Source organism: Planctobacterium marinum (assembly GCF_036322805.1).
In the GTDB taxonomy this organism is placed as follows: Bacteria; Pseudomonadota; Gammaproteobacteria; order Enterobacterales; family Alteromonadaceae; genus Planctobacterium; species Planctobacterium marinum_A.
Map to the genome: position 1 here is coordinate 1,781,234 of NZ_AP027272.1, position 25,705 is coordinate 1,806,938.

The 25,705-nt window shown below is 44.8% G+C and carries 26 protein-coding genes and 1 tRNA gene; 23 read left to right on the plus strand and 4 right to left on the minus strand.

From position 1 onward, the window contains the following. Nucleotides 1-22: 22 nt before the first annotated feature. Nucleotides 23-1,236 (plus strand): IS3 family transposase gene (locus AABA75_RS07935; RefSeq protein WP_338292082.1). Its coding sequence is split into 2 segments (ribosomal slippage): nucleotides 23-359 and nucleotides 359-1,236, totalling 1,215 coding nucleotides; the frame shifts between segments, so codons are not numbered across the junction. A gap of 64 nt (nucleotides 1,237-1,300) precedes the next feature. On the opposite strand, the gene yhbY is transcribed toward AABA75_RS07935, so the two are convergent. Then, the gene (gene yhbY, locus AABA75_RS07940; protein WP_338292084.1) at nucleotides 1,301-1,597 is read right to left on the minus strand and encodes a ribosome assembly RNA-binding protein YhbY; all 297 of its coding nucleotides are present in this window, start codon (nucleotides 1,595-1,597) and stop codon (nucleotides 1,301-1,303) included. 463 nt (nucleotides 1,598-2,060) lie between these two features. On the opposite strand from yhbY, the gene ftsH reads away from it, so the two are divergent. The 10 genes from ftsH to AABA75_RS07990 all read left to right on the plus strand — a co-directional run bounded on the left by ftsH (nucleotide 2,061) and on the right by AABA75_RS07990 (nucleotide 10,698). Beyond that, nucleotides 2,061-4,016, plus strand: a complete 1,956-nt coding sequence (ftsH, locus tag AABA75_RS07945) for an ATP-dependent zinc metalloprotease FtsH (RefSeq protein ID WP_338292086.1) — start codon at nucleotides 2,061-2,063, stop codon at nucleotides 4,014-4,016. Nucleotides 4,017-4,086: 70 nt separating this feature from the next. Next, on the plus strand, nucleotides 4,087-4,905 hold the full coding sequence (gene folP / locus AABA75_RS07950) for a dihydropteroate synthase (RefSeq protein ID WP_338294821.1): 819 nt from the start codon (nucleotides 4,087-4,089) through the stop codon (nucleotides 4,903-4,905). Nucleotides 4,906-4,913: 8 nt separating this feature from the next. Next, nucleotides 4,914-6,248 carry a phosphoglucosamine mutase gene (gene glmM, locus AABA75_RS07955; RefSeq protein WP_338292088.1) on the plus strand — a complete coding sequence of 445 codons (1,335 nt, stop codon included), beginning with the start codon at nucleotides 4,914-4,916 and terminating at the stop codon, nucleotides 6,246-6,248. Between the two features lie 89 nt (nucleotides 6,249-6,337). Next, complete coding sequence (tpiA, locus tag AABA75_RS07960) at nucleotides 6,338-7,078, plus strand: triose-phosphate isomerase (protein WP_338292089.1); 741 nt, start codon at nucleotides 6,338-6,340, stop codon at nucleotides 7,076-7,078. Between the two features lie 18 nt (nucleotides 7,079-7,096). Continuing rightward, a complete protein-coding gene (gene secG / locus AABA75_RS07965) occupies nucleotides 7,097-7,465 on the plus strand; it encodes a preprotein translocase subunit SecG (protein ID WP_338292090.1) in 369 nt (122 codons plus the stop codon). 10 nt (nucleotides 7,466-7,475) lie between these two features. Then, a tRNA-Leu gene (locus AABA75_RS07970) sits at nucleotides 7,476-7,561 on the plus strand. Between the two features lie 252 nt (nucleotides 7,562-7,813). Further along, nucleotides 7,814-8,650, plus strand: a complete 837-nt coding sequence (locus tag AABA75_RS07975; protein WP_338292091.1) for a sulfite exporter TauE/SafE family protein — start codon at nucleotides 7,814-7,816, stop codon at nucleotides 8,648-8,650. Nucleotides 8,651-8,660: 10 nt separating this feature from the next. After that, nucleotides 8,661-9,515, plus strand: coding sequence for an MBL fold metallo-hydrolase (locus AABA75_RS07980; protein WP_338292092.1), 855 nt, complete (start codon nucleotides 8,661-8,663; stop codon nucleotides 9,513-9,515). Between the two features lie 8 nt (nucleotides 9,516-9,523). Further along, nucleotides 9,524-9,934, plus strand: a complete 411-nt coding sequence (locus tag AABA75_RS07985; protein WP_338292093.1) for a beta-lactamase hydrolase domain-containing protein — start codon at nucleotides 9,524-9,526, stop codon at nucleotides 9,932-9,934. A 26-nt stretch (nucleotides 9,935-9,960) separates the two neighbouring features. Continuing rightward, nucleotides 9,961-10,698: a hypothetical protein gene (locus AABA75_RS07990; RefSeq protein WP_338292094.1), complete on the plus strand. Its 738-nt coding sequence runs from the start codon at nucleotides 9,961-9,963 to the stop codon at nucleotides 10,696-10,698. A gap of 26 nt (nucleotides 10,699-10,724) precedes the next feature. Here AABA75_RS07990 and AABA75_RS07995 read toward each other — a convergent pair whose 3' ends face one another. From AABA75_RS07995 to AABA75_RS08005, 3 genes are all read right to left on the minus strand, one after another. Continuing rightward, nucleotides 10,725-11,858, minus strand: coding sequence for a sensor histidine kinase (locus AABA75_RS07995; protein ID WP_338292095.1), 1,134 nt, complete (start codon nucleotides 11,856-11,858; stop codon nucleotides 10,725-10,727). After that, the gene (locus tag AABA75_RS08000) at nucleotides 11,858-12,607 is read right to left on the minus strand and encodes a LytR/AlgR family response regulator transcription factor (protein ID WP_338292096.1); all 750 of its coding nucleotides are present in this window, start codon (nucleotides 12,605-12,607) and stop codon (nucleotides 11,858-11,860) included. The genes AABA75_RS07995 and AABA75_RS08000 overlap by 1 nt, the downstream gene beginning before the upstream one ends. Before the next feature lie 129 nt (nucleotides 12,608-12,736). After that, nucleotides 12,737-13,966: a saccharopine dehydrogenase family protein gene (locus tag AABA75_RS08005; protein WP_338292097.1), complete on the minus strand. Its 1,230-nt coding sequence runs from the start codon at nucleotides 13,964-13,966 to the stop codon at nucleotides 12,737-12,739. A gap of 179 nt (nucleotides 13,967-14,145) precedes the next feature. Here AABA75_RS08005 and AABA75_RS08010 point away from each other — a divergent pair, with 179 nt between their 5' ends. From AABA75_RS08010 to AABA75_RS08065, 12 genes are all read left to right on the plus strand, one after another. Then, a complete protein-coding gene (locus tag AABA75_RS08010) occupies nucleotides 14,146-15,015 on the plus strand; it encodes a sulfite exporter TauE/SafE family protein (protein ID WP_338292098.1) in 870 nt (289 codons plus the stop codon). Between the two features lie 51 nt (nucleotides 15,016-15,066). Then, nucleotides 15,067-16,977 carry an ATP-dependent DNA helicase gene (locus AABA75_RS08015; RefSeq protein ID WP_338292099.1) on the plus strand — a complete coding sequence of 637 codons (1,911 nt, stop codon included), beginning with the start codon at nucleotides 15,067-15,069 and terminating at the stop codon, nucleotides 16,975-16,977. Nucleotides 16,978-16,980: 3 nt separating this feature from the next. Next, nucleotides 16,981-17,670 carry a tRNA (adenosine(37)-N6)-threonylcarbamoyltransferase complex dimerization subunit type 1 TsaB gene (gene tsaB / locus AABA75_RS08020; RefSeq protein WP_338292100.1) on the plus strand — a complete coding sequence of 230 codons (690 nt, stop codon included), beginning with the start codon at nucleotides 16,981-16,983 and terminating at the stop codon, nucleotides 17,668-17,670. A 149-nt stretch (nucleotides 17,671-17,819) separates the two neighbouring features. Then, the gene (locus tag AABA75_RS08025; protein WP_338292101.1) at nucleotides 17,820-18,134 is read left to right on the plus strand and encodes a hypothetical protein; all 315 of its coding nucleotides are present in this window, start codon (nucleotides 17,820-17,822) and stop codon (nucleotides 18,132-18,134) included. 77 nt (nucleotides 18,135-18,211) lie between these two features. Beyond that, nucleotides 18,212-18,946 (plus strand): Slp family lipoprotein, encoded by a 735-nt coding sequence (locus tag AABA75_RS08030; RefSeq protein WP_338292102.1) that lies wholly within the window; start codon nucleotides 18,212-18,214, stop codon nucleotides 18,944-18,946. A 65-nt stretch (nucleotides 18,947-19,011) separates the two neighbouring features. Next, a complete protein-coding gene (locus tag AABA75_RS08035) occupies nucleotides 19,012-19,857 on the plus strand; it encodes an alpha/beta fold hydrolase (protein ID WP_338292103.1) in 846 nt (281 codons plus the stop codon). Between the two features lie 168 nt (nucleotides 19,858-20,025). Further along, nucleotides 20,026-21,678: a long-chain-fatty-acid--CoA ligase FadD gene (gene fadD, locus AABA75_RS08040; RefSeq protein ID WP_338292104.1), complete on the plus strand. Its 1,653-nt coding sequence runs from the start codon at nucleotides 20,026-20,028 to the stop codon at nucleotides 21,676-21,678. Nucleotides 21,679-21,726: 48 nt separating this feature from the next. Then, nucleotides 21,727-22,854, plus strand: coding sequence for a ribonuclease D (gene rnd / locus AABA75_RS08045; RefSeq protein ID WP_338292105.1), 1,128 nt, complete (start codon nucleotides 21,727-21,729; stop codon nucleotides 22,852-22,854). 40 nt (nucleotides 22,855-22,894) lie between these two features. Further along, nucleotides 22,895-23,179 carry a YcgL domain-containing protein gene (locus tag AABA75_RS08050; RefSeq protein ID WP_338292106.1) on the plus strand — a complete coding sequence of 95 codons (285 nt, stop codon included), beginning with the start codon at nucleotides 22,895-22,897 and terminating at the stop codon, nucleotides 23,177-23,179. Continuing rightward, nucleotides 23,172-24,155 (plus strand): lytic murein transglycosylase, encoded by a 984-nt coding sequence (locus tag AABA75_RS08055; RefSeq protein WP_338292107.1) that lies wholly within the window; start codon nucleotides 23,172-23,174, stop codon nucleotides 24,153-24,155. Before AABA75_RS08050 ends, AABA75_RS08055 begins: the two co-directional genes overlap by 8 nt. Nucleotides 24,156-24,158: 3 nt before the next feature. After that, complete coding sequence (locus tag AABA75_RS08060) at nucleotides 24,159-24,830, plus strand: fumarylacetoacetate hydrolase family protein (protein WP_338292108.1); 672 nt, start codon at nucleotides 24,159-24,161, stop codon at nucleotides 24,828-24,830. Further along, entirely contained in the window at nucleotides 24,831-25,322 is a 492-nt protein-coding gene (locus AABA75_RS08065; protein WP_338292109.1) for a YcgN family cysteine cluster protein, read from the plus strand. Nucleotides 25,323-25,705: the final 383 nt, after the last annotated feature.

Sequence of the window (25,705 nt, forward strand, 5' to 3'; positions counted from 1 at the left end):
GTTTACACATTTAGGACTTATTATGAGAAACCCAGATAAACAACGCGTTAAACGAACTCAACGTGATTACACCTTAGGCTTTAAATTGGCCGTTGTAGCGCAAGTCGAAAAAGGCGACTTCACCTACAAACAAGCTCAAAAGCACTTTGGCATTCAAGGCCGAAGTACAGTTCTCGTCTGGCTACGAAAGCATGGTAAGCTGGATTGGTCTGAGCCTTTGATGCATTCACTTATGTCTCAATCCAACGAAACACCCGCCCAAAAGATTAAGCGTTTAGAACGCGCATTAGCTGATGCTGAACTCAAAATTGATGTTCTGGAAGAGGTAGTAACCCGTGTTGATAACGAGTGTGGGAGTAACTACAGAAAAAAGTACTACGACAAGCTCTCTGGGCGGGAAAAGTTGAAAAACGAAGAAAGCTAGCTCGTTGTTGCCGCCTGTTCGGATTTACACCTCAAGGGCTTTATCAGTGGATTAAGCGGTTTAACGATAAGCAGCAGGTGCTAATGCCGGTTAAGGACATGGTGCTGTATTGGCGCCAGTACATGCCGCGGATTGGGACTCGAAAGCTCTACCAACTGATGAAACCAGAGCTTGATAAACTTGGCATTAAGTTGGGGCGTGATGGACTGTTTGATTATTTACGCGCAGAAGGCATGTTGGTTAAACCCAAACGTAGTTACACAAAAACAACCGACAGCCGTCACTGGATGAAAAAGCACCCGAATCTACTGAAGGACTATCAACCTCAACAGGCTGAGGATGTGTTTGTGAGTGATATTACCTACGTGAAGTCAGATGCGGGTACGCACTATTTATCATTAACAACGGATGCATATTCCCGAAAGATTATGGGGTATGAACTCAGCGATGAAATGAAAGCAACAGATGTGGTTAAGGCACTCAATATGAGTATCAAGCATAAGTACTATAACCATCCAATGATTCATCACTCAGATCGAGGAGTGCAATATTGCTCTGAGGAATATCAGGCTGTCCTGAGAAATCACAACATTACTCCATCTATGACCGATGGTTATGATTGCTATCAGAATGCCTTAGCAGAAAGAATCAATGGCATACTAAAGCAGGAGTTCTTGTTGCATCAGTGCAAGAATATGCGGGAATTAAAGCAACTCGTGGATGAATCGATATACATCTACAATGAGATGAGGCCGCACTTGAGTTTGGGAATGAAAACACCTAACCAGGTGCATTACGAAAAAGGCCGATAGATAAAATCTACCGGCCTGCATAAAACGTCAACGTATTTTAGGACGAGACATGGAAATTGGCATTTTACTTTTTTGGAAGCTCTATCTTTTTATCTTCTGAAGGTTTGTAAAGCACCAGTACATGTCCGATGGTTTGCACTTTCACAGCCCCTGACTCTCTTACAATGGCGTCCATGATCAGGCTTTTCTCTTCACGGTCTTCAGAGGGGACTTTAACTTTAATAAGTTCGTGATGTGCCAGGGCTGAATCTATCTCTGCCATAACACCTTCCGTCAGGCCATTGCCGCCTAACATCACCACAGGCTTGAGGCTATGGGCCAAACCTTTTAAATGTTGTTTCTGTTTGTTGGTTAGATTCATTTACAAATAAATCTCTATTCTTAGGTTGAAAACCTGTATTCTAACGCCATCTCACCATTAATCCTAATCAGGAATGGATTAAATAATTAAAAGGCCTTCTCTGACCTCGTTAAAAGAGATGGGGCGGTGAGCCTTGAAGAGTTATTGCCGGGTTTTTGAATCGGTTTTGAACAGAAATCATGCTTAAACCGTAGTGTAAGTATCTGTAGTGGTGAAACCCGAATAACTGAATAGAGGAGACACCTCTCAGTCAGTGGCAGCGATACAGAGTTTTGATTGCTTGTTTACGAAAGGTAATTTCGGGAGTCGAAACAAGACATTGTTTTACGCAGTAACCGAAAATGGACGTCTCTTGCGCGAGCATAGTGGCAGTCTTGGTGTTGGCTACCGGTAGGAAACTATAGTATTCTTTACCGATGGCGATTTGATTACGCATTTTTAAGTTTTTATTGAGGTTATTACATTGAGTGATATGGCTAAAAACCTGATCCTTTGGTTAGTGATCGCTGTGGTATTGATGTCTGTTTTTCAGAGCTTCACCCCGAGTGATTCTGGCAAGCGGCAAACCAGTTATGATCAGTTCATCAAAGAAGTAAATCAGGGCATGATCCGTGAAATCAGTATCGACAAAGAGACTGGTGAGGTGCGCGGTTTAAAACGCACTGGTGAGAGTTTTAACACCAACATTCCATATTACGATGACGGGTTAATGGCGGACTTGCTAAAGAACAACGTTCGTGTGGTTGGCATTCCTCCTGCCGAGCCATCCATGTTGACCAATATTTTTATTTCGTGGTTCCCGATGTTACTTCTGATCGGTGTGTGGATTTTCTTCATGCGACAGATGCAGGGCGGCGGTGGTCGCGGTGCCATGTCTTTTGGCAAAAGCAAAGCTCGTTTATTGGGTGAAGACCAGATTAAAACCACTTTCCAGGATGTAGCTGGTTGCGACGAAGCCAAAGAAGAGGTGGTTGAGCTAGTTGATTTCTTGCGTGACCCTTCTAAGTTTCAAAAGCTGGGTGGCAAGATCCCTAAAGGTGTACTGATGGTGGGCCCTCCCGGTACTGGTAAAACCTTATTAGCAAAAGCAATTGCTGGTGAAGTCAAAGTACCATTTTTCACTATTTCAGGTTCCGACTTTGTGGAAATGTTCGTGGGGGTTGGTGCCTCTCGTGTAAGAGATATGTTCGAGCAAGCTAAAAAGTCAGCACCTTGCATTATCTTTATCGACGAAATTGATGCAGTAGGCCGCCAGCGTGGAGCGGGTCTCGGTGGTGGTCACGATGAGCGTGAGCAGACCTTGAACCAGATGTTGGTAGAAATGGATGGTTTTGAAGGGCATGAAGGCATTATTGTTATTGCTGCTACTAACCGCCCAGACGTGCTCGATCCGGCGTTTTTGCGTCCAGGACGTTTTGACCGCCAGGTAGTGGTAGGCTTGCCTGACATCCGTGGTAGAGAGCAAATTCTTAAAGTACATATGCGTAAAGTACCTATTGCTGACAATGTAGAGGCGTCGGTAATCGCTCGCGGTACACCTGGATTTTCTGGTGCCGACCTCGCCAACTTAGTCAACGAAGCTGCCCTGTTCGCCGCACGTGCAAATAAGCGCTTGGTGAACATGGAAGAATTTGATAAGGCGAAAGACAAAATTATGATGGGTACAGAGCGTCGCTCTATGGTGATGTCGGAAGATGAGAAAGCCATGACCGCCTATCATGAAGCGGGGCATGCCATTGTTGGACGTTTAGTGCCAGAGCACGATCCTGTATATAAGGTATCTATCATTCCTCGGGGAAGGGCCTTAGGTGTAACTATGTATCTTCCAGAGCAAGATCGAGTGAGCCATAGTAAACAGCACCTTGAGAGTATGATCTCCAGTTTGTTTGGCGGACGTTTAGCTGAAGACCTTATTTATGGTTCAGATAAAGTAACCACTGGCGCGTCAAATGATATTGAACGGGCCACCGATATCGCCCGTAAGATGGTTACTCAGTGGGGTTTATCGGATAAGATGGGCCCGATGCTGTATGCCGAAGAAGAAGGTGAAGTGTTCTTAGGACGAAGTGCTGCACAGAGTAAGCATATGTCTGACGATACCGCTCGCGCAATAGACGCTGAAATCAAGGGGGTCATAGATCGCAACTATGAGCGCGCTAAGAATATCCTGGAAGAGAACATGGACATTCTGCATGCTATGAAGGATGCCCTGATGAAATACGAAACTATTGACGCCAAACAGATCGACGATCTTATGGAACGTAAAGAGGTTCGTCCACCGGCAGATTGGAACAAAGACGATGACAAATCTGATAAGCCAAGCGGTGGCGCAGGTGCAGAAGCAACTGCAAAGACAGAAGACGAAGACAAGACAGAATCAAAAGGTTCTGTTGGTAAACCAGGCGATATGCCCGGTTAACATTCGAAAGTGGTTTAGATTATGAAACGCCTCGTTTGAGGCGTTTTTTTTGACTAGTTTAATAATTCCGATGACACTACAACACAAGCTTAATCCCGATGTCGAGGTTATGGGGATCCTTAACGTAACCCCTGACTCGTTCTCTGACGGTGGCAAGTTTAACCGCTTTGATAGTGCCCTGGCTCAAGCCGAACAGATGGCGATAGAGGGCGCATCCATAATTGATATTGGCGGTGAGTCAACTCGGCCCGGTGCGGCAGAGGTTTCATTACAAGAAGAGCTTGAAAGAACCGTGCCTGTTATTGAGCAATTATCTAGCCAGATAGATGTTCGAATTTCAATTGATACCAGTAAACCACAGGTAATGCGTGAAGCGGTCAACGCCGGGGCAACCTTAATTAATGATGTGAGAGCTCTACAACTACCCGGCGCGCTTGAAATTGCCGCATCTTCTAATGCAGATGTTTGCCTTATGCATATGCAAGGGCAGCCACGGACTATGCAGGACGCTCCGCGCTATGAGGATCTGTTAAAAGATATTATGGCGTTTTTTAGGCAGCGTGTTACTGCTTGTGAGAAAGCCGGGATCCCTCGAACTAAACTTATCCTTGATCCCGGGTTTGGCTTTGGTAAGGCATTGGAACATAATTATGAAATATTGGGGCAATTAGATTACTTCGATGAATTGCAGCTACCTTTATTGATAGGTTTGTCTCGCAAGTCTATGATTGGCAACTTACTGAATCGTTCGGTTGAGCAGCGCTTGGCCGGTAGTTTAAGTGGAGCATTAATCGCGGCGCTTCAGGGCGCAAAAATATTACGCGTGCACGATGTCAAAGAAACCGTGGATGCGTTAAACGTATTAAAAAAAACCATACAGTTAATTTGAGATTTTAAATGAGAAAGTACTTTGGAACGGACGGCATTCGAGGTCGTGTTGGTGAAAACCTGATTAACCCGGAATTTGTGACCAAGCTAGGTTGGGCCGCAGGAAAAGTTCTCGCGGGGCATGGCACTAATAAAGTGCTGATAGGAAAAGACACCCGTATTTCAGGCTATATGTTGGAGTCGGCATTGGAAGCCGGCCTGTCTGCTGCGGGCATCAATATCGGCTTGTTAGGTCCCATGCCGACGCCTGCAATTGCCTATTTGACCAAAACTTTTCGTGCAGAGGCCGGTATAGTGATAAGCGCCTCCCACAATCCTTATTACGATAATGGTATTAAGTTTTTCGGCTCCACAGGGTACAAGTTAGACGATGATATTGAGTTAGCCATCGAAGCAGAAATGGAAAAACCCATGACCTGTGTTAGCTCCGACAAATTAGGTAAGGCTAACCGTATTGATGATGCCGCAGGACGTTACATTGAATTTTGTAAGGGGTGTTTTCCATCTGAATTATCCTTGCAAGGGCTAAAAATCGTGGTTGATTGCGCTCACGGCGCAACATATCACATAGCGCCAGATGTACTCATTGAGTTAGGTGCTGAAGTTATTGAGATAGGGACTACCCCTAATGGCCTGAATATTAATGATAAGGTTGGGGCAACTTCTCTGGAACAAATCAAAGCTAAGGTACTGGAAGAAAAAGCAGACTTGGGATTTGCCCTCGATGGAGATGGTGATCGCATCATGATGATAGATCACAAAGGTAATGTACTGGACGGCGACCAGATAGTCTATATCATCGCAAGAGACAACCTGAAATCTGGCAAATTAAATGGTGGGGGTGTTGTTGGCACTCAAATGAGTAATCTAGGGCTTGAGATTGCCCTGACCAAGCTCGGTATTCCGTTTGCTCGCAGTAAAGTGGGTGATAGATATGTTCTAGAGTTACTCCAGGAGAAAGGTTGGAGTATAGGTGGTGAAAGCTCGGGTCATGTGCTCAATCTGAATGTAGCGTCCGCCGGTGATGGCATCGTGTCTGGATTACAGGTGATTGCATCCATGCTTAAGGCCAATATGTCCCTACATGACCTATCCAAGGGTATGGAAAAATTCCCGCAAAAACTTATCAACGTGCGTTTCAAAGAGGGAGATGATCCGTTGCTACTTAGTTCTGTTCAGGACGCCGTTAAAGAGGCTGAGTCGGAACTGGATGATACGGGGCGAGTTCTGCTCAGAAAAAGTGGTACTGAACCACTGATCCGCGTAATGGTAGAAGCGCAGGACAGTGCGCTGGCTAATAATTGGGCGGAATATATCGCCGGTGCGGTAAAAGACGCCATTTAAGCAAAATATTTCCGTTGAAATCTTGTATCTTGGGTGGGTCTTCGTTAATATCTCGCACCGCTCGGAATTGCTGAAAAATGACAAGTGATATGGCAACAGAAAGAAAATCATTGGTAGCCGGTAACTGGAAACTGAATGGTTCAAGTGCTTTGGTCAACGAAATGAATCAGGCATTGAATGCTTGTGATTTCAAAGACACCCAAGTGGTTGTTTGTGTGCCGTCTGTATATTTAGGTCAGTTTTCAGCATCCAGTTTTGACGTTGGAGCACAAGATGTAAGTTCTCACGAATCTGGAGCTTATACTGGTGAAGTTAGTGCCGATATGCTTGCTGAGTGCGGTGCCAAATGGGTGATAGTTGGTCATTCAGAACGACGTACTTATCACGCAGAATCCAACGCTGTTGTTGCACAAAAAGCGCAACGCGCATTGGAAGCTGGTTTAATACCTATTGTGTGTTTCGGTGAGGAAGAAAGCATTCGAGACAGTGGCGATTACGTTGAGCACTGTGTTAAGCAAGTTGCCGTTGTGGTCGAGCATTTGGGAATTGAGCGTTTCGCTCAGTGCGTACTGGCTTATGAGCCTGTGTGGGCAATTGGAACCGGAAAAACGGCGAGTCCGGAGCAGGCACAAGAAGTTCATCAGAAAGTGCGTGAATTTATTGCCCAAAAATCTGCTGAAGTAGCAGATGGAATGAGAATTTTATACGGTGGTAGTGTTAAAGCTGATAATGCATCAGAACTGTTTTCACAACCCGATGTAGATGGTGGCCTTATTGGTGGGGCGAGCCTCAAAGCTGACGATTTTAAAGCAATTTGCCAGTCGGCCTGATTATTTTAGAGAACATAAATGTTATACGAAGTACTGTTAGTTGTTGATTTGATTGTAGCTATTGCGCTGATTGGTCTGGTGCTTATTCAGCACGGCAAGGGGGCCGATATGGGCGCGTCTTTTGGTGGCGGTGGTTCCAATACTGTTTTTGGTTCAACGGGTTCAGGAAACTTCCTGACCAGAACTACAGCAATTTTGGCAACGATTTTCTTTATCGTCAGTTTAGCGCTGGGTAACTTGTCAAGCAAACAAGGCGGTAATGAAGACACATGGGAAAACATTGAAGTTCCAGCTGTCACTGCGCCTGTAACTGAAGATGTTCCGGCAGCTGGAGACGTTCCTGCTGCAGATCAGGAAGAGTCTGAAAGCGACGTTCCAAACACTTAATACAATTTCCGCGGATGTGGTGGAATTGGTAGACACGCCATCTTGAGGGGGTGGTGAGCTATGCTCGTGGGGGTTCAAGTCCCCCCATCCGCACCAAATATAAAAACCGGCTAAAAGCCGGTTTTTTGCGTTCTGGCTTGTGGCAATTGCCATTGCATTCACTTCTCCTGATTCTGCTATATCCGAATACTTCTACAGAACAATCCATTTGACTTCAGATATCCACCCAGACTTTGTATATTCCAAAGGTAACTATTTATATATTAAAATGGTATATTGATAGTTCTGGTCAGACTAGTTTTGAATACAGTGACACTTAGTATTGTATATTTCAAAAAGGTATATATTATGCCTTTGAATTATATGGGGTGGCGTGTGGAATTTATCGGCTATTTGGCAGCTGTTTTAATGGGATTGGTATTAGGACTGGTGGGTGGTGGTGGCTCTATACTGACCGTACCTATCTTAGTGTATTTAATGCACCTCGAGCCGGGCGTTGCCACAGGGTATTCATTATTGATAGTGGGAGCTACGGCTGCTTTTGGGGCCTCGCGTTACTTCCGTCTTGGCTTTGTGGACCTAAAGCTTGCGCTACTGTTCGCCATACCTTCTGTTGTGGCGGTTTATCTCACCAGGCTACTGTTGATGCCCGCTTTACCTGAGAAGCTGTTAACGTCTCCTGTGGTTATTTACAAGGATCAGGCAATCATGGTCTTGTTTTCCCTGTTAATGATGGCTTCTGCTTTCGCAATGCTTAAAAAGGTTCGCCAAACAGATTCCGAAGAGCCACTTGAAGGAGGTGTTGTAACTCACGCCCCTTCGCGGTGGCTGGCAATTGCTTTGGATGGCGCTGTTGTTGGCTTGATCACCGGAATGTTAGGCGCTGGAGGGGGATTTTTAATTGTTCCTGCCTTGGTGCTATTGGTGGGCTTACCCATGAAAAACGCGATAGGTACTTCGCTTCTAATTATTGCTCTCAAATCTCTCATAGGTTTTGTTGGCGATCTACAGGTGGGCATAGTGCTGGATGTAGAGCTCATTGCCTTTATGTTGTTGGCTACCTTATTAGGTATGTGGGCGTCCTCAGGAGTAGCATACCGAATTGACGCCCATCTATTGCAGAAACTGTTTGCTGTTTTTACCGCTGCCATTGCCTCTTTTATTTTGATCATTGAATTTGTTTAGAGAGAAACTTATGCAAATTGAAACATTTTACGATGAAAATACCGGTACTTTTACCTATCTGGTTATTGATGAGGAAACGAAAAAGTCCGCCATTATTGATTCTGTCATGGATTATGACCAGTTCTCCGCTCAGGCAAGTTTTGGCAGCGCTGACCGCGTAGTCCAATTTATAGAGCAAAATAAGTTACACAATCAATGGATACTGGAAACCCATGTTCATGCCGATCATATGACTGCTGCTCACTATTTAAAGGGAAAGGTTGGGGGGCAAATTGCCATGAGTGTGGGAATTGTGAAAGTTCTTTCTTTGTGGGTACCGAAGTTTGAAACGGAAAATGATACTCCAACTGACGGCAGTCAATTTGATAGATTATTTGAAGACGGCGATCAGTTTCAAATTGGTAATCTCAATGTCACTGTCTGGCATACTCAAGGCCATACTCCTGCCTGTGCAAGCTATTTACTTGACGGGGCTATTTTTGCGGGGGATACCTTATTTGCACCAACTCTTGGCACCGCACGCTGTGACTTTCCAGGCGGCAGCGCTAAAGACTTATATCGTACTATTCAGCGAATTTATTCGTTGCCAGAGGATACTAAAGTGTTCCTTGGACATGATTATCCTGCAACCGGGCAAAAGCCATGTTCAGTGGTTGCTGTTGGACACTCAAAACAGACGAATATCTTGATTAAGGCAGATACGCCTCTACAGGAATTTGTCGATAGAAGACAAGCTCGTGACGCAACGTTGGCTGTACCAAAGTTATTATTACCAGCGATACAAGCCAATATGCGCAATGGTCAGTTCGGCGCTGTGAGTGAAAAAGGTCAACAATTTGTCAAGATCCCGGTTAGCGCGATATAGGTGTCATCATGAAATTAAAAAAGCTATCCGACACTGTGACTATTTCTGAGCAACTTACCGAAACTGATGTGATGCAGTTGCATGCTTTGGGGTATCGTGCAATTTTGTGTAATCGTCCTGATGAAGAATGTACACAATTAGCCCAATTCGCTGACATCAAAAGTAACGCTGAAGAGTATGGTATCCAGTGCCGTTATTATCCCATAGCTCCCACAGGCGTATCGAGACAAACAGCGAAACAATTCGGCGAAATTTTATCTGAGCTTCCAAAACCAGTCGTTGCTTACTGTAGAAGTGGTAAGCGTTCTATATCGCTTTGGGCGTTGTGGGCTAAATCTCATTTGCCTGACTCAGAAGTGAAACTGAAATTGCAGGAGTTTGGTATGGATAAAGACAGTATTGCCGCATTAGTTTCATAAAGTGATGCTATGCTTTGTGGATGGACGTGCGGATTTCAATTTTTATTTTGTTTTGGTTGTTTTCCCGGCAGGCAATAGCAAGCGAAAGCTGCCAGCAAGCCCTTGAGGAAATTGGGACACAATCTGACAATGTAGAGATCGTCTGTACCTCTTTATTGAAAAATAAAGCAGGGCAAAGCATACGCGCCCAAACTCAGGTTAATTTCTCACGCCGAACCATCAAAGTACTGTTGGATGATACCTTGTCCGGCGCTGAGCTCGAGATGTCTTTAGAGCATGAACTTGCACATGTGGCGCAATATCAGGCTTGGTTCGATGGTTTTATCGGCGATTCCGAATACCAAGAGAGATTGCAGACTTTGCACAATCTGGTCGCACCTAAAGGCCTTAATTCAACTTATCAAACGTTAGCCCGACTTAAACGTCATTCAATGTTTAGAGCACATCCTGAGCGCTGGCTTCAAGCCTACGCCAATATACATTTTTGCATGGAGTATCAAGCCTGGCATCGGGAAGCAGAGCAGGCGCAAAAAGAAGGGATACCTTTTCTTCTGATGACGGCAGAAGTCACCGCTATCGTGAATGACAATGAGCAAGCACTAGTGGACTATATTAATCAGGCGACTATTAAACACATTTACCCTGAAGGCTTTAACCCGAGACAGTTGCAACTGGCACTTGATGGTTGCCCTGATGGCAACAATCCCGTTGATATGTTTCGCTCGTCAATTGTCGCGTTGGAATTAACGTTTACCGAGGATTAACCAGTAATGCGCTATTTGAAGGGACGTTATAGCCTTTCAGTTTCGCTCATGGTTGGTATGGTCATTTCGACAATGAAGTGTCCAGCCTTAATGAATTGTTCGAATTGGCACGTTTCTCCGTAAATAAGTGCCAGTCTGGCTTTATTATTACCAATCCCCATGCCAAATCCCGTGTTATTGGGATGTTCATCTAGTGGGTTGCTGATACGTATATAAAGTCCTTGATTAGTCACCTCTGCTTCTAATGTAATATTACAACGGGTCTTGGAACCATGCACGACGGCGTTTTCAATTAACGGCAACAGTAACATACCAGGTACACGTTGATTATAAGCTTCTTTTGATATTGTTTTGTTAAAAGTAAGCTTTTCTCCAAATCGTAATTTTTGCATATAAATAAAGTTGTCCAATAAGGACAATTCGGCTTCAAGCGTGCTGAAATTGCTCAATCTGTTATCAATGATGCCTCTCAGTAACAGAGATAATTCATTGAGCGCATTCAATGCATCTGGCTTGCGTTCAGTTCTAACCAGTGCTGAGATACTGTTCAGTACATTGAAGAGAAAATGGGGATTCAGCTGAGCTCTAAACGCTGCTAATTCTGATTGTACTAACTGTCTATTTAGTTTTTCATGCTGTAGCTGTGCCAATACCCCGGTTTCGTACCATTGCCAGCCGAACCCAATCAGTAGATAGAGCAAATACATTTGAAAATCAAGATTCCACCAGTTGTAAGCGGTGTAGTGGTGAAAAGCGCGTAATATGGATGTGAGATTAAGTGCTTCAGGCCCGGGAATAAAATTATTGATTAAATACAGGGCATGGACACCCAAGGATGTTTGCAAACAAAACACGAAGGGAATCAAAAGCAGGATGTATAGTAATTTGATAACTTTGCTGTCGTTCTTTAACGAAATATAGCAGGCCGCAGCAATTAGAAATGGCATTACCAGGAAGTTTCCTGCCCACCATTGCATACCTTCGGCAAAGTACTGCCAGAAAGTTGAAAATGTCCAGTCGTTGAAATAGCGTACTCTTCTCAGGGAGTAACCGCACAAGGTTATTAGCCAATAAATCGCGCAGAGTTTCCAAAGCATTGGGGCTAACAAGCGTTGTGAAAAGCGCATTTCACTGTTTTGTAAGATATTTGAAATAGCCATTAACTGAAAAAACTCAAAACCTGGTTTTTTAATTGTCTTGAGACAGGTAGTTTTGTGCCGCATTTCAGTTTTGCAGTATAGTCGCCGCGGCTGCTGGCAATAAGCTCTGAAATAGCGCTGATCCGCACAATAGAAGAGCGATGGATGCGAATGAAGGCTTGGCGGTTGAGCCGGCTTTCCATGTTTTGCATCGTTTCACGATGCAAAATCATCTGACCATTTTGAAGATAGATTTCTACATAATTTCCACTACCTAAAAGATAATCGATGTTGTTGATTTCGATAATACGGATTTTACCGACTTCTTTTACGGGGATGACATCGCCAGTCGGGCTATTGAGTTGTTTAGAAACTAAGTCAAAAACGTCTTTTAGTTGTGCGGTTTCAGATGTTGGTTTTTGAATACGTTCTTTAACACGATGGAAGGACTCGGCGAAGCGTTTTTCATCAATCGGTTTAAGCAAATAGTCAATGGCGCTAAGGTCAAACGCTTCAATGGCAAATTCACTATATGCTGTAACAAAAACAATAATGGATTTGCCTGTGAATATCTTTGCCAAATCAATGCCTGACATCCGAGGCATGTTGATATCGAGGTAGGTTACGTCAGGCGTTTCTGAAAAGAACAGATCAATAGCCTTGCCAGCGTCATCTGATGCGATAATTTCACTTTCAGGTGCGTGGCTTTGCAGCAAGGACACCAGGTTATCAATAGCAAGTTGCTCATCATCAATTACAAGGATTTTCACGTTTTAACACTACGAAGACTGAAAGCCGTTCATGATAATTGAAACCCGTCGGGTTGTAATAACCCATTCGTCACCGAAATCCTGCAATTCAAATACATCGCTAATCGATTAATGTTTCATTCTTGGTGCTCAATCAGTCAGCAACTCAAACGTCAGGCCAGCTTTTTCGCTCAGGCGTTCGACTAGAGGCATACCAAACAGGGTGGAAGGCGTCCAGAAGCCCCCGTCGGTGCAGCTATCTTTTTCGTCATTACTGTGCTGTGAGAAGAAAATTGCCGTTTCGGCCAACATTTTAGCGGTGGAGCCATAACCGGGATCTTTATCGCCGGTAACTTTGCACTTGATTGTTTGTCCTGTAGCGGTCTCACCAAAAAAATGCATGTTGTAAAAGCCATTCTCCTGCTCGTCAGGAGATGGGCCATCTCCTGGTTTCGGCAAGAACAAAGATTCCATCGCACTGCGCAACGGTCCCACTGCTGCAGATACCATAAATGCACCTAAGCCATAAGCCATCGCTTTAGCTTTGAAGGCAGACGGACTTAGCATGGCTTCATCGTATAGGAAGTTCTTGCCATAACGGGCCTCCAGTAGACCATTACTTCGGTGCACTACGCGAGTGTTAATAGAGGCCATTACAAAGGGCGCTGTCCATTGTTGAAAATCACTATCGTACTTGGCTTTGTTGTTGCTGGCCTGACGAGCGAAGAAGGGATGATTTGCAGGGCAGAGTGCATAAGGGTTAGTTAGAGTTCTGCGCAACGCAGGGTCTTTGGCTGCTTCCTTGGCAACATTTAACAAACTGGCAACGGTTCCACCGGAGAATCCACCTTTCATCGCTTTGACTCGCATTTTCACGCGGTAGCAATAATGACCAAATTGTTCATGGGCTTTTTCTTGTAAAAACAAGACCCCCATGTCGGAGGGAATCGAGTCAAAACCACAACAATTAACGATGCGCGCACCAGAGGCTTTTGCTTTTGCTTGGTACTTGTCCAACATTTGGGCGATCCATTGTGTTTCGCCCGTTAGATCGCAATAATCAGTACCTGTCTCACAGCAGACTTTGACCAATGGCTCTCCATAGAGGGCGTAGGGGCCAACTGTAGATACGATAAGGTTAGTTTGATTAGCCATAGCTGTGAGTTGTTGCTCGTCGGCAGCATCAGCCACAATAACCGGTACCAGGTTGGCTTTTTCTCCTAGTTCAGTCTTTAGCGCTTCTAACTTGGTGGCTGAGCGCCCAGCCATCGCCCACTTTACCGAACCATCGCTATAGTGTTCGGTCAGATAGGCACATAATATCTTTCCCACGAAACTGGTCGCGCCAAAAACGATAAAATCAAATTCAGAGTCACTCATGGGAAAATTCCTTGTTAAGATTTACATTCAAAGCAAATGTAGGTGCTCGCTCTGTGAAATACAACCGAAATCGGGAACTTTCTTGCATCTGTGCGTTATGTGGAGATAATGCCTCATCACCTGATCTATTCGCGTTTAGTTTTCATATTTAAATCTCAATCAAATCACCAGATTATTCAATGCACTATTCCAAAGCCACCCTCATTCGCTGTTTTTTATTTGCTCTCTGGTGTCTGGCGTTTTTCGCTTATGCAGAATCACCTCTGCAGTTGTTGGGGGAATACATAGGTTTCGCCTTTTTGGGCATCGTCGGTGCTATTTTTGCAAATTCTACTGGTGCCGGAGGCGGTGTTATTTTTGTGCCTTTTTTTAGTCAATTGGGATTAGACAATACCACCATTGTAGCCACCAGTTTCGCGATACAATGTTTTGGCATGACAGCTGGCGCATTGTCATGGTTCCTCTGGTTTAAGAAGGAAAAAAAGAGCGATGTCGAATGGCAACCATTGTACAGAGTGTTGTTATTAACCGTTCCTTTCTCAATTGCCGGAATTTGGTGGGTACAGATTGTTGATTGGCAATCGCCCAACAGCTTACACGCCACATTTGGCGCCTTTTCTGTGGTATTGGCACTGGCAATTTTTGCCTCAATTCCGCTGTTGAAAAATAGCCAATTCAGCCGATATCTCACGGGCTTGGATAACTGCTTTTTACCGGTTATTGCGTTGCTTGGAGGTGGTATCACCGCCTGGCTCTCAGTGGGGGTTGGAGAGCTCATTGCCATATATCTGATTTTCAGGCGTTTCAACGTATCTTTTGCTATTGCCAGTGCCGTGATTTTGAGTGCCTTTTCCGTATGGGCCGGGGTGCTTTATCATATAATGCAATCCGGAGCCGTGTATTGGGCAATTGTTTTATTCGCCGGGCTGGGGGCAGTCATCGGCGGCTCCATCGCACGTTTTGTGGTGCTGTATTTCTCTGTAACCCGTCTGAAACTGTTTTTTGCAGGATGGGTATTGCTCATTGGTATTGCGTCTTTACCGCTGTAAAATGACAATTTTTGCTCTGTATCAATGATGCCTCAAAATAAGAATGATTAAATGTCTGAAGTAACCAAGGCTTTTGCACAGGATGGTACGCTGTCCGAGAATATCGAAAATTTTAAACCTCGCGCTGCTCAAATTACGATGGCGGAATCTGTTGCTAAGGCGATAAAAGGACGAGAGCAATTGGTGGTTGAAGCAGGCACAGGTACAGGAAAAACCTTTGCTTATCTGGTGCCGGCTTTACTCAGCAAGCGAAAATGTATTATTTCCACGGGTACGAAAAACCTCCAAGAGCAGCTCTTTTTACGTGATCTTCCGCTTATAAAAAAAGCGCTTAAAAGCAATAAAAGCACAGCACTGTTAAAAGGGCGAGCCAATTATCTGTGCTTGCAGCGATTGGCTCAGCACAACAGCGGTACCCATTTGATGAGCGCGGATGTGTTGGCCGATTTAACTCGGGTTAAGAAATGGTCTGTTACCACGCAATCAGGTGATATCGGAGAGATTTCTGCCATCAAAGAAGATTCGGGTATTTTGCCTTATGTCACCTCAACGGTAGACAACTGTCTGGGACGAGATTGCCCGGATTACGAGGACTGTTATCTGGTTAAAGCGCGTAAAAAAGCGATGGAATCAGATTTGGTGGTGGTGAATCACCACCTGTTCTTCGCTGATTTGGCGTTAAAGGATACCGGTTTTGGTGAGCTTATTCCCGAGGCGGATGCCATTATCTTTGACGAAGCGCATCAGATCCCAGATATCGCCACCGAATATTTTGGCGAAACGCTTTCCGGGCGACAGGTACAGGATATTTGCCGCGACATCGAAGCGCTGCAAAGAACTGTATTGAAAGACGCCAGTCAACTTAGTCAGGCTGCAGAGCAATTGCGCGGTGAAATGGCGGAATTGCGCCTGCTATATCCTTTGCAACCAGAAAAAGGCAACTGGTTTGATCAATTACAACGACCGGAAATCTCAGAACAGCTCAGTAAACTCAACGATGCCTTTGATGTGATGTATCAAGTGAGTAAGCTGCATCTGAATCGCGATAAGGCTTTTGACGCGCTATTTGAGCGCTTGGTGGAAGTGCGCAGTCGACTTGGTATTATGCGCGATGAAAAACAGCTGGGCATTAGTTTGTGGTACGAAACCACGCCTAAACATATCATTTTACATGCTACGCCCCTGAGTATTGCCGGTAAATTTGGGGCGTTTCTGGAGCACAGTGATAGCGCCTGGATTTTTACTTCGGCAACGCTGGCAGTGGGGGAAACCTTTACTCACTTCAAGAAACAGTTAGGGCTTAAGCCCGCTGATGAAATCATTCTTGATAGTCCTTTTGATTACCAGTCCCAAGCATTGCTTTGTGTACCGCGATACTTTTCCGAAGCGAATCATTTCAAACGCAAAAACATGTTGCTGGAGGTTTCGCTCAAACTTATTGAGGCCAGTGCCGGTGGATGCTTTTTGTTGTTTACCAGTCACAGTATGATGCGCCAGGTTGCCGGGTTATTGGCGGATGAAATAGATGCGCCCATTTTGGTGCAAGGGGACACCAGTAAACGGGAATTACTGGAACAGTTTATGGAAAATCCAGATGCGGTTTTGTTGGGTACAGGGGCGTTCTGGGAAGGTGTCGATGTGCGCGGTGATAAACTGACTTGTGTGCTCATCGATAAGTTGCCTTTTGCCTCGCCGGATGACCCATTGTTACAAGCCAAAGTAGAAGATTGCCGTAAAAAGGGGCAAAATCCTTTTGCGGTTATGCAAATTCCCCAGGCGGTTATCTCCCTGAAACAAGGGGCAGGTAGATTAATTCGCGATATTAATGATAAAGGAGTATTGGTTATTTGCGATAATCGATTAGTGAACAAAGATTATGGCAAAACCTTTTTAAGCAGTCTTCCCGATATGAAACGCACTCGCTCTCTGGAAGGGGCGCTGGCTTTTTTAGAGGCATTATAGGAAATGAGTTTGAATATACTGGTTATTGACACCGCCACAGAAGCTTGTTCTGTGGCATTGCAAAGCGAGCACGGAGTAATAAGTCGTTTTGAGGTTTGCCCTCAGGAACACAGCAGAAAGTTACTACCCATGGTGCAAGAAGTGCTCTGTGAAGCTGATTTGCAACTAACGCAATTAGATGTACTGGGCGTTGGCGCGGGACCGGGGAGCTTTACCGGGGTGCGTATAGCGATGGGAATGGTACAAGGCTTGTCTTTTGGTGCTGGATTACCCATCGTCAAAGTCAGTACTTTGCAGGCCATGGCGCAACAGTGTCATGCCAATAGCGGTAGCCAGTCTGTTATTTCACTCATTGATGCCCGTATGTCAGAAGTGTACTTTGGTCATTATCAATTAGACGAGAATGGTTTGATGCAATTGCAAAACCAAGAGCTGGTGATCTCACCTGAGGCGTTGGTAGACGGGCCGTTATCACAAGCTAGTGAGTTCGCTGGCGCAGGAACTGGCTGGAAGGCATATGAACAGTTTAGTACTTTTGCACCGCAGGACATTAGTGTCACATACCCAGATGCTCGCTGGATGCTTCCCATGGCAAAATACCAGTGGCAGCAGGGCCACACCTTTGAAGCGGCGAAAATCGAACCTACTTATCTCAGGGATAAAGTGACCTGGAAAAAACTACCTGGTAGATAGGTTTTTTTGTCAGTTCCCGGCGTTCAACGCTATTAATTGTAAGATTGGCCGGGAAATTGCTGAGAGAATTACTAAAGAGTTACAGAAATCAGCCGATAAACAAGGCATAGATTTTTGTATACACAGCAAATGGTAATTGGAAACAGCTAGTGACGTTTGAATCATCCGTGGTTACCCGACCCGGAACACTCATTATTAATCCGCCAGTAAATCAGGCGCCAAAGCAGAATCCTGAGCAACAACCTGCTCAGGAGGATGCTTCGCAGTCGCGTTCGGGCTACCCTGCAGAAATTGTCATTAAGCGTGGAGATTCCGAGTCTTTTGCTCAGGCTGATAAGTTTCGCGAGCAACAAGGCGGCCAGTTTTCAGGTGGCAAGTATGGTGTCGATGCTTATCAAAGCCTTGCCGTTGAAACACGTCGGGAAGAAATCAAACAAATGATGGGCGTAGATACCTACGCCTGATGTACCCGGTTAATCTTATTCCAAACCCTTTCCTGATTCAGTAGTGGTTCACTTTAAACCGTTAAGCTAATACACTAGTGTCCATCTATTTACCCGGCATCGAGGGCCTGAATATGAAGTTTGGTCTGACAAAATCATGTTATCCATTGCTCGTTCTCACCTTGTTTTTATCCGGCTGTGCAGCTGTCCCTGAGAGTGTACAAGTACCAGAGGACACGCCATTGGTAGCCTACCAGCAAGTTGCTGCTGCACCTGATGTGCAGAAAGACAAGATGGCTCGCTGGGGTGGGGTCATTGCCAATATAGAGAACAAAGCCGATAGCACCCAACTAGAAGTGGTTTATTACCCTCTAAGGGGATATGGACGACCTATAATAGGTAAAGAGAGTATCGGTCGCTTCCGGGTGTATGTAGATGGTTTTCTCGATCCTATGGTGTATCAAAGAGGACGCAGTATGACCTTCGCTGGAACCATTAGCGGTATAGAGCAAGGTCTGGTAGGGGAGCACAATTATCACTATCCCACTATGAAAGCCAAGGGCTATTATCTTTGGGAAGATATCGACAGAATTGAAATTGAGACGATTTCAGTCTGGCCTCATCACCGATATGGGTTTGGTTATCCCTTCTATGGCTGGAGCCATTGGCCCTTTTACCAGCGACACGTGGTAAAGCGCAGGCACCAACATCATCATCATAATACCCGCACAGGCGGTAATAATGATGGTAACAATTCCTCCAGTAACACCCGACATAGAGAAGATTCGCAGCGCCTTGAAACTAAAAAAGGGCGAGGCAATATCGAACCTTAAACATGGCATTGTGATGTAAACGATGTTAAAAAAGCGGCAATTTATTGCCGTTTTTTGGTTTTTTTATGACAGAAATTGAAGTTGCGTTGCCCCACATGACGTTTAGGGGACTCTCTTTTGGTGATCCTGAACTTCCTCCTGCAATTGCGTTACATGGTTGGCTAGATAATGCCGCCAGTTTTATCCCCCTTGCCGAATGTTTGCCAGACTTTCACATTATCGCACTGGATCTCGCCGGACATGGTAAAACTGACCACAGAGCACAAGGCGCACATTATCATCTGATGGACAATGTTCAGGATTTGCATCAGGTGATAGAACTCATGGAATTGGATAAGGTTTCCTTTATTAGCCATTCCATGGGGGGGATTGTTTCCTCTGTTTATGCCAGTTGTTTTCCTGAAAAGGTGCAAGCACTAGCGGTAATAGAGTCCTTTGGGCCCTTGACGCTAGAGCCAGAAACCAGCCCACAGCAGTTGCGTGAATCCATTGAGAGTCGTATTGCCAGCCAACAAAAAACGCCTCGTCATCCCGGCTCCATGGACGCCGCTGTCACTGCGCGCCTGATGGCGGGGAAAATGCAACGAGGGTCAGCTCAGCTGCTCATGGAACGCAATATTGAGCAAAGTGATGAAGGGCTTAAATGGCGCACCGATCAGAGACTCAGAACCATTTCCTCCCTGCGACTAACGGAGCCCCAGGCAAACGCTTTTATCGCGGGTGTGCAATGTCCCTGGCTAACTATTTTAGGCAGTGAGGGATTTGAAAAATTGAAAGTAAATGTAGAGCGGCGTCAGTCTCTGGTAAACAACTTGGAAGTGGTGACCTGTGATGGTGGTCATCATTTACATATGGATAATCCAGGCCAGGTGGCTGAAAAAATTTCTGTTTTTTTCGGGAAGTATGTTTAACGCCAGGCTATTGTTAACGAGATGTGATTAAAAGTTTAACTTTGCGAAAGGTTTGGCTAGTATAAACAAAAGTCTCTGGTCGGACGACTGACGTCAGTCGTTTTTTTCACCTCAGACGTATAACAATGAAATATTATTCAGACCCAAGCACGCTCAGGAGCCATCAAAGTGGAAAAGATTTGGTTGAAGAATTACCACTCTACTGTTCAGCCGGAAGTTGACCCGGATAAGTACACCTCACTCGTCGATATTTTTGAACAATCGATAGCAAAATACGCTGATAAAACCGCATATATCAATATGGGCCACAGCATTACATTTGGTGAGTTAGAAGAGTATTCGAAACACTTTGCAGCGTATCTGCAAGGGCAGGGGCTTAAAAAGGGCGACGCCGTCGCGGTTATGATGCCTAACCTCATTCAATATCCCATCGCAATTTTTGGCATATTGAGAGCGGGTATGTCGGTGGTTAACGTTAACCCTATGTATACTGAGCGCGAGCTGGAACACCAGCTTAATGACTCCGGTGCAAAAGCCATTGTTATTGTAGAAAATTTTGCTAATACGCTTTCAGCCATTATCGACAAAACACCTGTACAGCTGACTATGCTGACTAAAATCGGTGACATGTTTCCAATTCCGAAACGCTGGATAGTTAACGCGGTATTAAAGTACGTCAAAAAGGTGATCCCTGAGTTTAACTTGCCCGGTGCGGTGCCATTTCCTGATGTGCTGAGTCGCGGCAAGAACCTAACCTTTACCAAACCAGAAATAACTAACGATGATATCGCCTTTTTGCAATATACAGGTGGTACTACGGGTGTTTCCAAAGGTGGCATGTTGACTCACCGTAACATGGTAGCCAACCTGGAACAGATATCCGGCATTCTTGAGCCGGTAATTACGCCGGGAGAAGAGATAGTGGTAACCGCGTTACCGCTTTACCATATTTTTGCACTGCAAGGTAACTGCTTAACTTTCATGAAGTTTGGCTGCCCGAACTTGTTAATCACCAATCCAAGAGATATGCCGGGATTTATCGAGGAGCTGGGTAAATACGATTTCTCCATTATTACTGGTGTTAACACCCTGTTTAATGGGCTTTTAAATACTCCCGGATTCAATGAGCTGGATTTCTCGCGCTTCAAGTTTGGCTTAGGCGGTGGCATGGCTGTGCAGCGCGCCGTAGCAGAACGCTGGCATGAGGTGACAGGAACAGCGCTGTTGGAAGGCTATGGTTTGACCGAATGTAGCCCAGTGGTGACTGTTAACCCTCCACAACTAGAGCGCTACAAAGGCTCAATCGGTATGCCAGTGGCATCAACGGATATAAAATTACTTGATGAAGAGGGCAATGAAGTGCCGATGGGCGAGGCGGGAGAGATGTATGTTAAAGGCCCGCAAGTTATGAAAGGCTATCTCAATCGCCCTGAGGCCACTGATGAAATCATTAAAGATGGCTGGCTGGCTACAGGTGATATCGCAAAATGTGATGAGGATGGTTATTTTTACATTGTTGACCGCAAGAAAGACATGATCCTGGTATCTGGCTTTAACGTGTTTCCTAATGAGGTGGAAGATGTAGCTGTAATGCATCCCGGCGTGTTGGAAGCTGCAGCTATCGGCGTTCCTCACGAAGTTTCAGGTGAAATCGTAAAACTCTTTATTGTCAAAAAAGATGAGAGTTTGACTGACAAAGAGGTGATTGCTCATTGTAAATCTCATTTGACCGGATATAAGGTTCCGAAAATAGTTGAGTTTAGAGACGAGCTTCCTAAATCAAATGTTGGTAAGATACTGCGCAGGCAGTTACGAGACTAAATAGAAACCGGCGCCAGCCGGTTTTTTTTTCTTCAAAATCAGAAGTGTATGGAATTTCAAATAATTAGTGAAAACGGAGAACTGGCGACGTATTGTCAGCAATCCAAGGGCGTAGAGTTCATCTCCCTCGATACCGAGTTTGTGCGCACAAAAACCTGGTATCCCCAGTGCGGTCTTATTCAGATAAATAACGGTAAGCAAATTGTACTGGTTGATCCGTTAACGGTTAGCGACTGGTCACCCTTAGTTGAAATTCTGATTGATCCGGATGTTGTAAAGGTTTTGCATTCTCCTTCAGAAGATTTTGAGGTGTTTTACCGATTATTAGGGGTTTACCCAGCCCCTATCTTCGACACTCAGTTCGCAGCTTGTCTGGTAGGACTCGGTAATACCTTGGGGTACGCCAAGTTGATACAAGATTTGTTAGGCGTTGAGGTGGACAAAGGTGAGTCACGCACTGATTGGTTACGCCGCCCCTTGAGTGCTACGCAATTGCAGTATGCTGCCTATGATGTTCTTTATTTGCATCAGGTTTACCCAATTTTAAAAGAAAAGATTGTCGCTATTGAGCGTTTTGATTGGGTGCTCCAGGAGATGGAGTCTTTGGCAAATAGAAAGCGGGCTAATTTACAACCTCAGCATCGTTATTTGTTGGTGAAAAATAACTGGCAATTGCAGCCACGGTGTTTAGCCGTGTTACAAGACCTCGCTGCATGGCGCTACCAAACCGCAGTGGAACAGGACCTGGCGGCAAATTTTGTGATTAAAGAAACTGCGATGCTGGAAATTGCTAAACGAGTGCCCAAATCCCTTAGTAAGCTAGCCGCCCTGAATGTGCTGTCAGGCAAGGAATTACGCATTCATGGGGAACGGATAATTGAAATCGTTTTGCAATCAAGTCAGCGAGATGAGGAGGATTTACCACCTAAAGTACGCCGCTTAATGGACATCAAGGCGTATAAGAAGATTAGTCAGAGTATTCGCAACGAATGCCTGACCATTGCTGAAGAATTGAACATTGCCCCGGAAGTATTGGCTTCCAAAAAACAAATCAATCAGTTTCTGAAATATTTATGGTTCGATACGGAAGAATGTAAACTGCAGGGTGTTAAACCCGATCTGTGTTGTGGCTGGCGTTACGAGCTGCTGGCTGACGTACTGAGTGAATATCAATAATCTTAAAAACCATCGGATATAATAGCGAGTTGTTTTAACGATGCTTTGTGCAATATATAAAAGTAGTAAAAAAAACGAAACATACCTCTATGTTGAAAAACGCGATGATTTTAGTCGCGTGCCAGAGCCATTATTAGCCACATTCGGAAAGCCACAATTTGTTATGCTGTTTAATCTTGCAGGTGATAAACAACTGGTCAGGATAGGCAATGAAAAAGTGAAAAGCGCATTGACTGAGCAAGGCTTTTATTTGCAGTTACCGCCCAAAACAGAGAGTTTGCTGGTACAACATCGCGCTGCGCTAAAAGGGGCCGGTGATGAGTAATTCAAAACTCGTGTGGCTTTTTACTGTTCTGTTATGCATTTCGTTTTATGGCAAGGCGCAGAACAAACCATCTTTTGAACAATACATTGCAGAATTTAAAACTGAAGCGTCTGAGCGCGGGTTTAGCCGAAGCTTTTTGGATTCGGCCTTTGAAGACATCAAGTTTTATCAAAGAGCGGTGAGTTCCGATAAAAACCAACCTGAATTTAAACAAACTTTGGATACCTATTTACCTAAGCGCTTACCCGACTGGAAGGTTAAGCGTGCCATAGCCCTCTACAATGAGCATGCTGAGGTGTTAAACAAAGTCGCCCAAAAATACGGTGTACAACCTCGGTTTATCGTTGCCCTATGGGGGGTAGAGAGTAATTTTGGCAAGTTGATGGGCAGTTATCCTGTGCTCTCTGCGTTAGCCACATTAGCCTACGAAGGGCGTCGTGAAGCGTTGTTCAGAAAACAGCTATACGCAGCACTAACTATTTTAAATGAAGGGCATATCAGCAAGGCTGATTTTAAGGGGTCATGGGCCGGGGCGATGGGGCAGAGCCAATTTATGCCCACTTCATTTCTGAATTACGCACAGGATTTTGATGGTGACGGTAAAAAAGACATCTGGACAAATCACGAGGATGTTTTTGCCTCTATCGCCAACTTTCTTGCAACAGAAGGTTGGGACGATTCTGCGACCTGGGGTAGACAGGTAAAATTGCCCGAAAATTTTGACTATAAGTTAAGCGGCCTTGCCAGAGAAAAAATGAAGTCGCTCGCTGACTGGCAAGCATTAGGCGTCAGACGAATGGACGGACGAGCTCTACCCGACCGCGAGCTACAGGCCTCCTTGATCATGCCTGACGATGAAAAAGGTCGGATTTATCTGGTGTATGATAATTTTCACACATTAATGGGATGGAACCGCTCCACCTACTTCGGTGCCTCAGTGGGGCATCTTTCTGATCGTATTAAATTGGGGCGTTAAATTATGTATCGTCATTTATTTGAACATGGTGGTTATGCTGAACTACCTGCGGGAAAAGTAGTTTGTGTGGGACGAAACTACGCTGAACATATCGCAGAGCTAAACAATGAAACGCCTGATGAACCTTTATTGTTTATGAAAGGCAGTAATGCACTTGTGTCCTTCAGTGATACGCTGTTTATTCCAACGAACGCATTGTGCCATAACGAAATAGAGCTGGCCTTTTTAATTGCTCAGCCAATTACTTGCGCAAGTGTAGAACAAGCACATGCGGCTATTGCGGGAGTTGGGCTGGCACTTGATTTAACGCTGCGGGACAAACAGTCAGAATTGAGAGCCAAAGGACTACCTTGGGAGCGAGCCAAAGCGTTTGATGGTAGCTGCCCGGTGAGTGCTTTTATTCCTTCTGAGCAATTGGACTTGCAGAGAGATATGAATTTTTCTTTTTGGGTTAATGATGAATTACGCCAACAAGGATGTTCGTCACAAATGATTTGGTCCTGGTCGAGCTTGATTGCTCATATTTCGACCATCTTTAGTTTATACCCCGGTGATGTCGTTTTGACTGGAACCCCTAAGGGAGTGGGCCCATTAAATCCTGGCGATAAGCTCAAAGCATCGTTAAACGACATTTTATTTTGTTCAGCGCAGGTGCAGCAGGAAGAGAGTCGCTAAATGACCGCTTTTTGGGAAGAAAAATCACTGGCAGAGATGTCCCAGCAGGAATGGGAAGCGATTTGTGATGGTTGTGGCAAATGCTGCTTACACAAATTTATCGATGATGAAAACGCTGACGTGCCTGAAACAACAGATGTTATCGCAGAGCACGAAACCGTTGAGTTTACCAATGTGGTGTGTGATTACCTCAATACTAAAACCTGCTCCTGCACTCAATATGAGCAACGCACAGTGCTGGTTCCCGATTGTGTGCAGCTAACCAAAGAAAATCTAAAAGATATTTTTTATATGCCGCCTAGTTGCAGTTACCGCCGCCTGGAGGAAGGCAGAGGGTTGCCTTCCTGGCATCCTTTGTTAAATCGCAATAAAAAAACAGCGATGCATAGAGCTGAGATGTCGGTGCGCGGTAAAACGGTGTTTGAGTACCAGGTGGATCCGGAGAAATACGAAGATTACATCGTTACCTGGCCGTTAAATGATATGGATTAGTTGCAATGTCAATTGCGACTCTTAAACATTTTCGATATGTAACAGAGGGTGCTACCTCGGCCCATTATCGACATCAATGTTGATTTCCAAAAGTTCCTGTCTAAAAACCCGAAAAATGTTACCAAAGGTTGCATTTGAAGATTCTGCGCTGCATTTTAACAAAATGCTAAAGCACCTTAAAAGAAAGGGTGGGGTTGTCCGTAACCCCCATAACAAGCGTGTTTTAAGGTTGTTTTTAGTGTGTTCCATAGTGTCTAGACAAGTCATAATCGCAGATCCTCCATCAAAAAAAATATATTTTTGTTTTTACTAAAAAGTGTTTGTTTTCGGGGTTTTATGTGGCTATAACTAGTCTGCTACCTAAATATTTTTGGGTGGCAGGA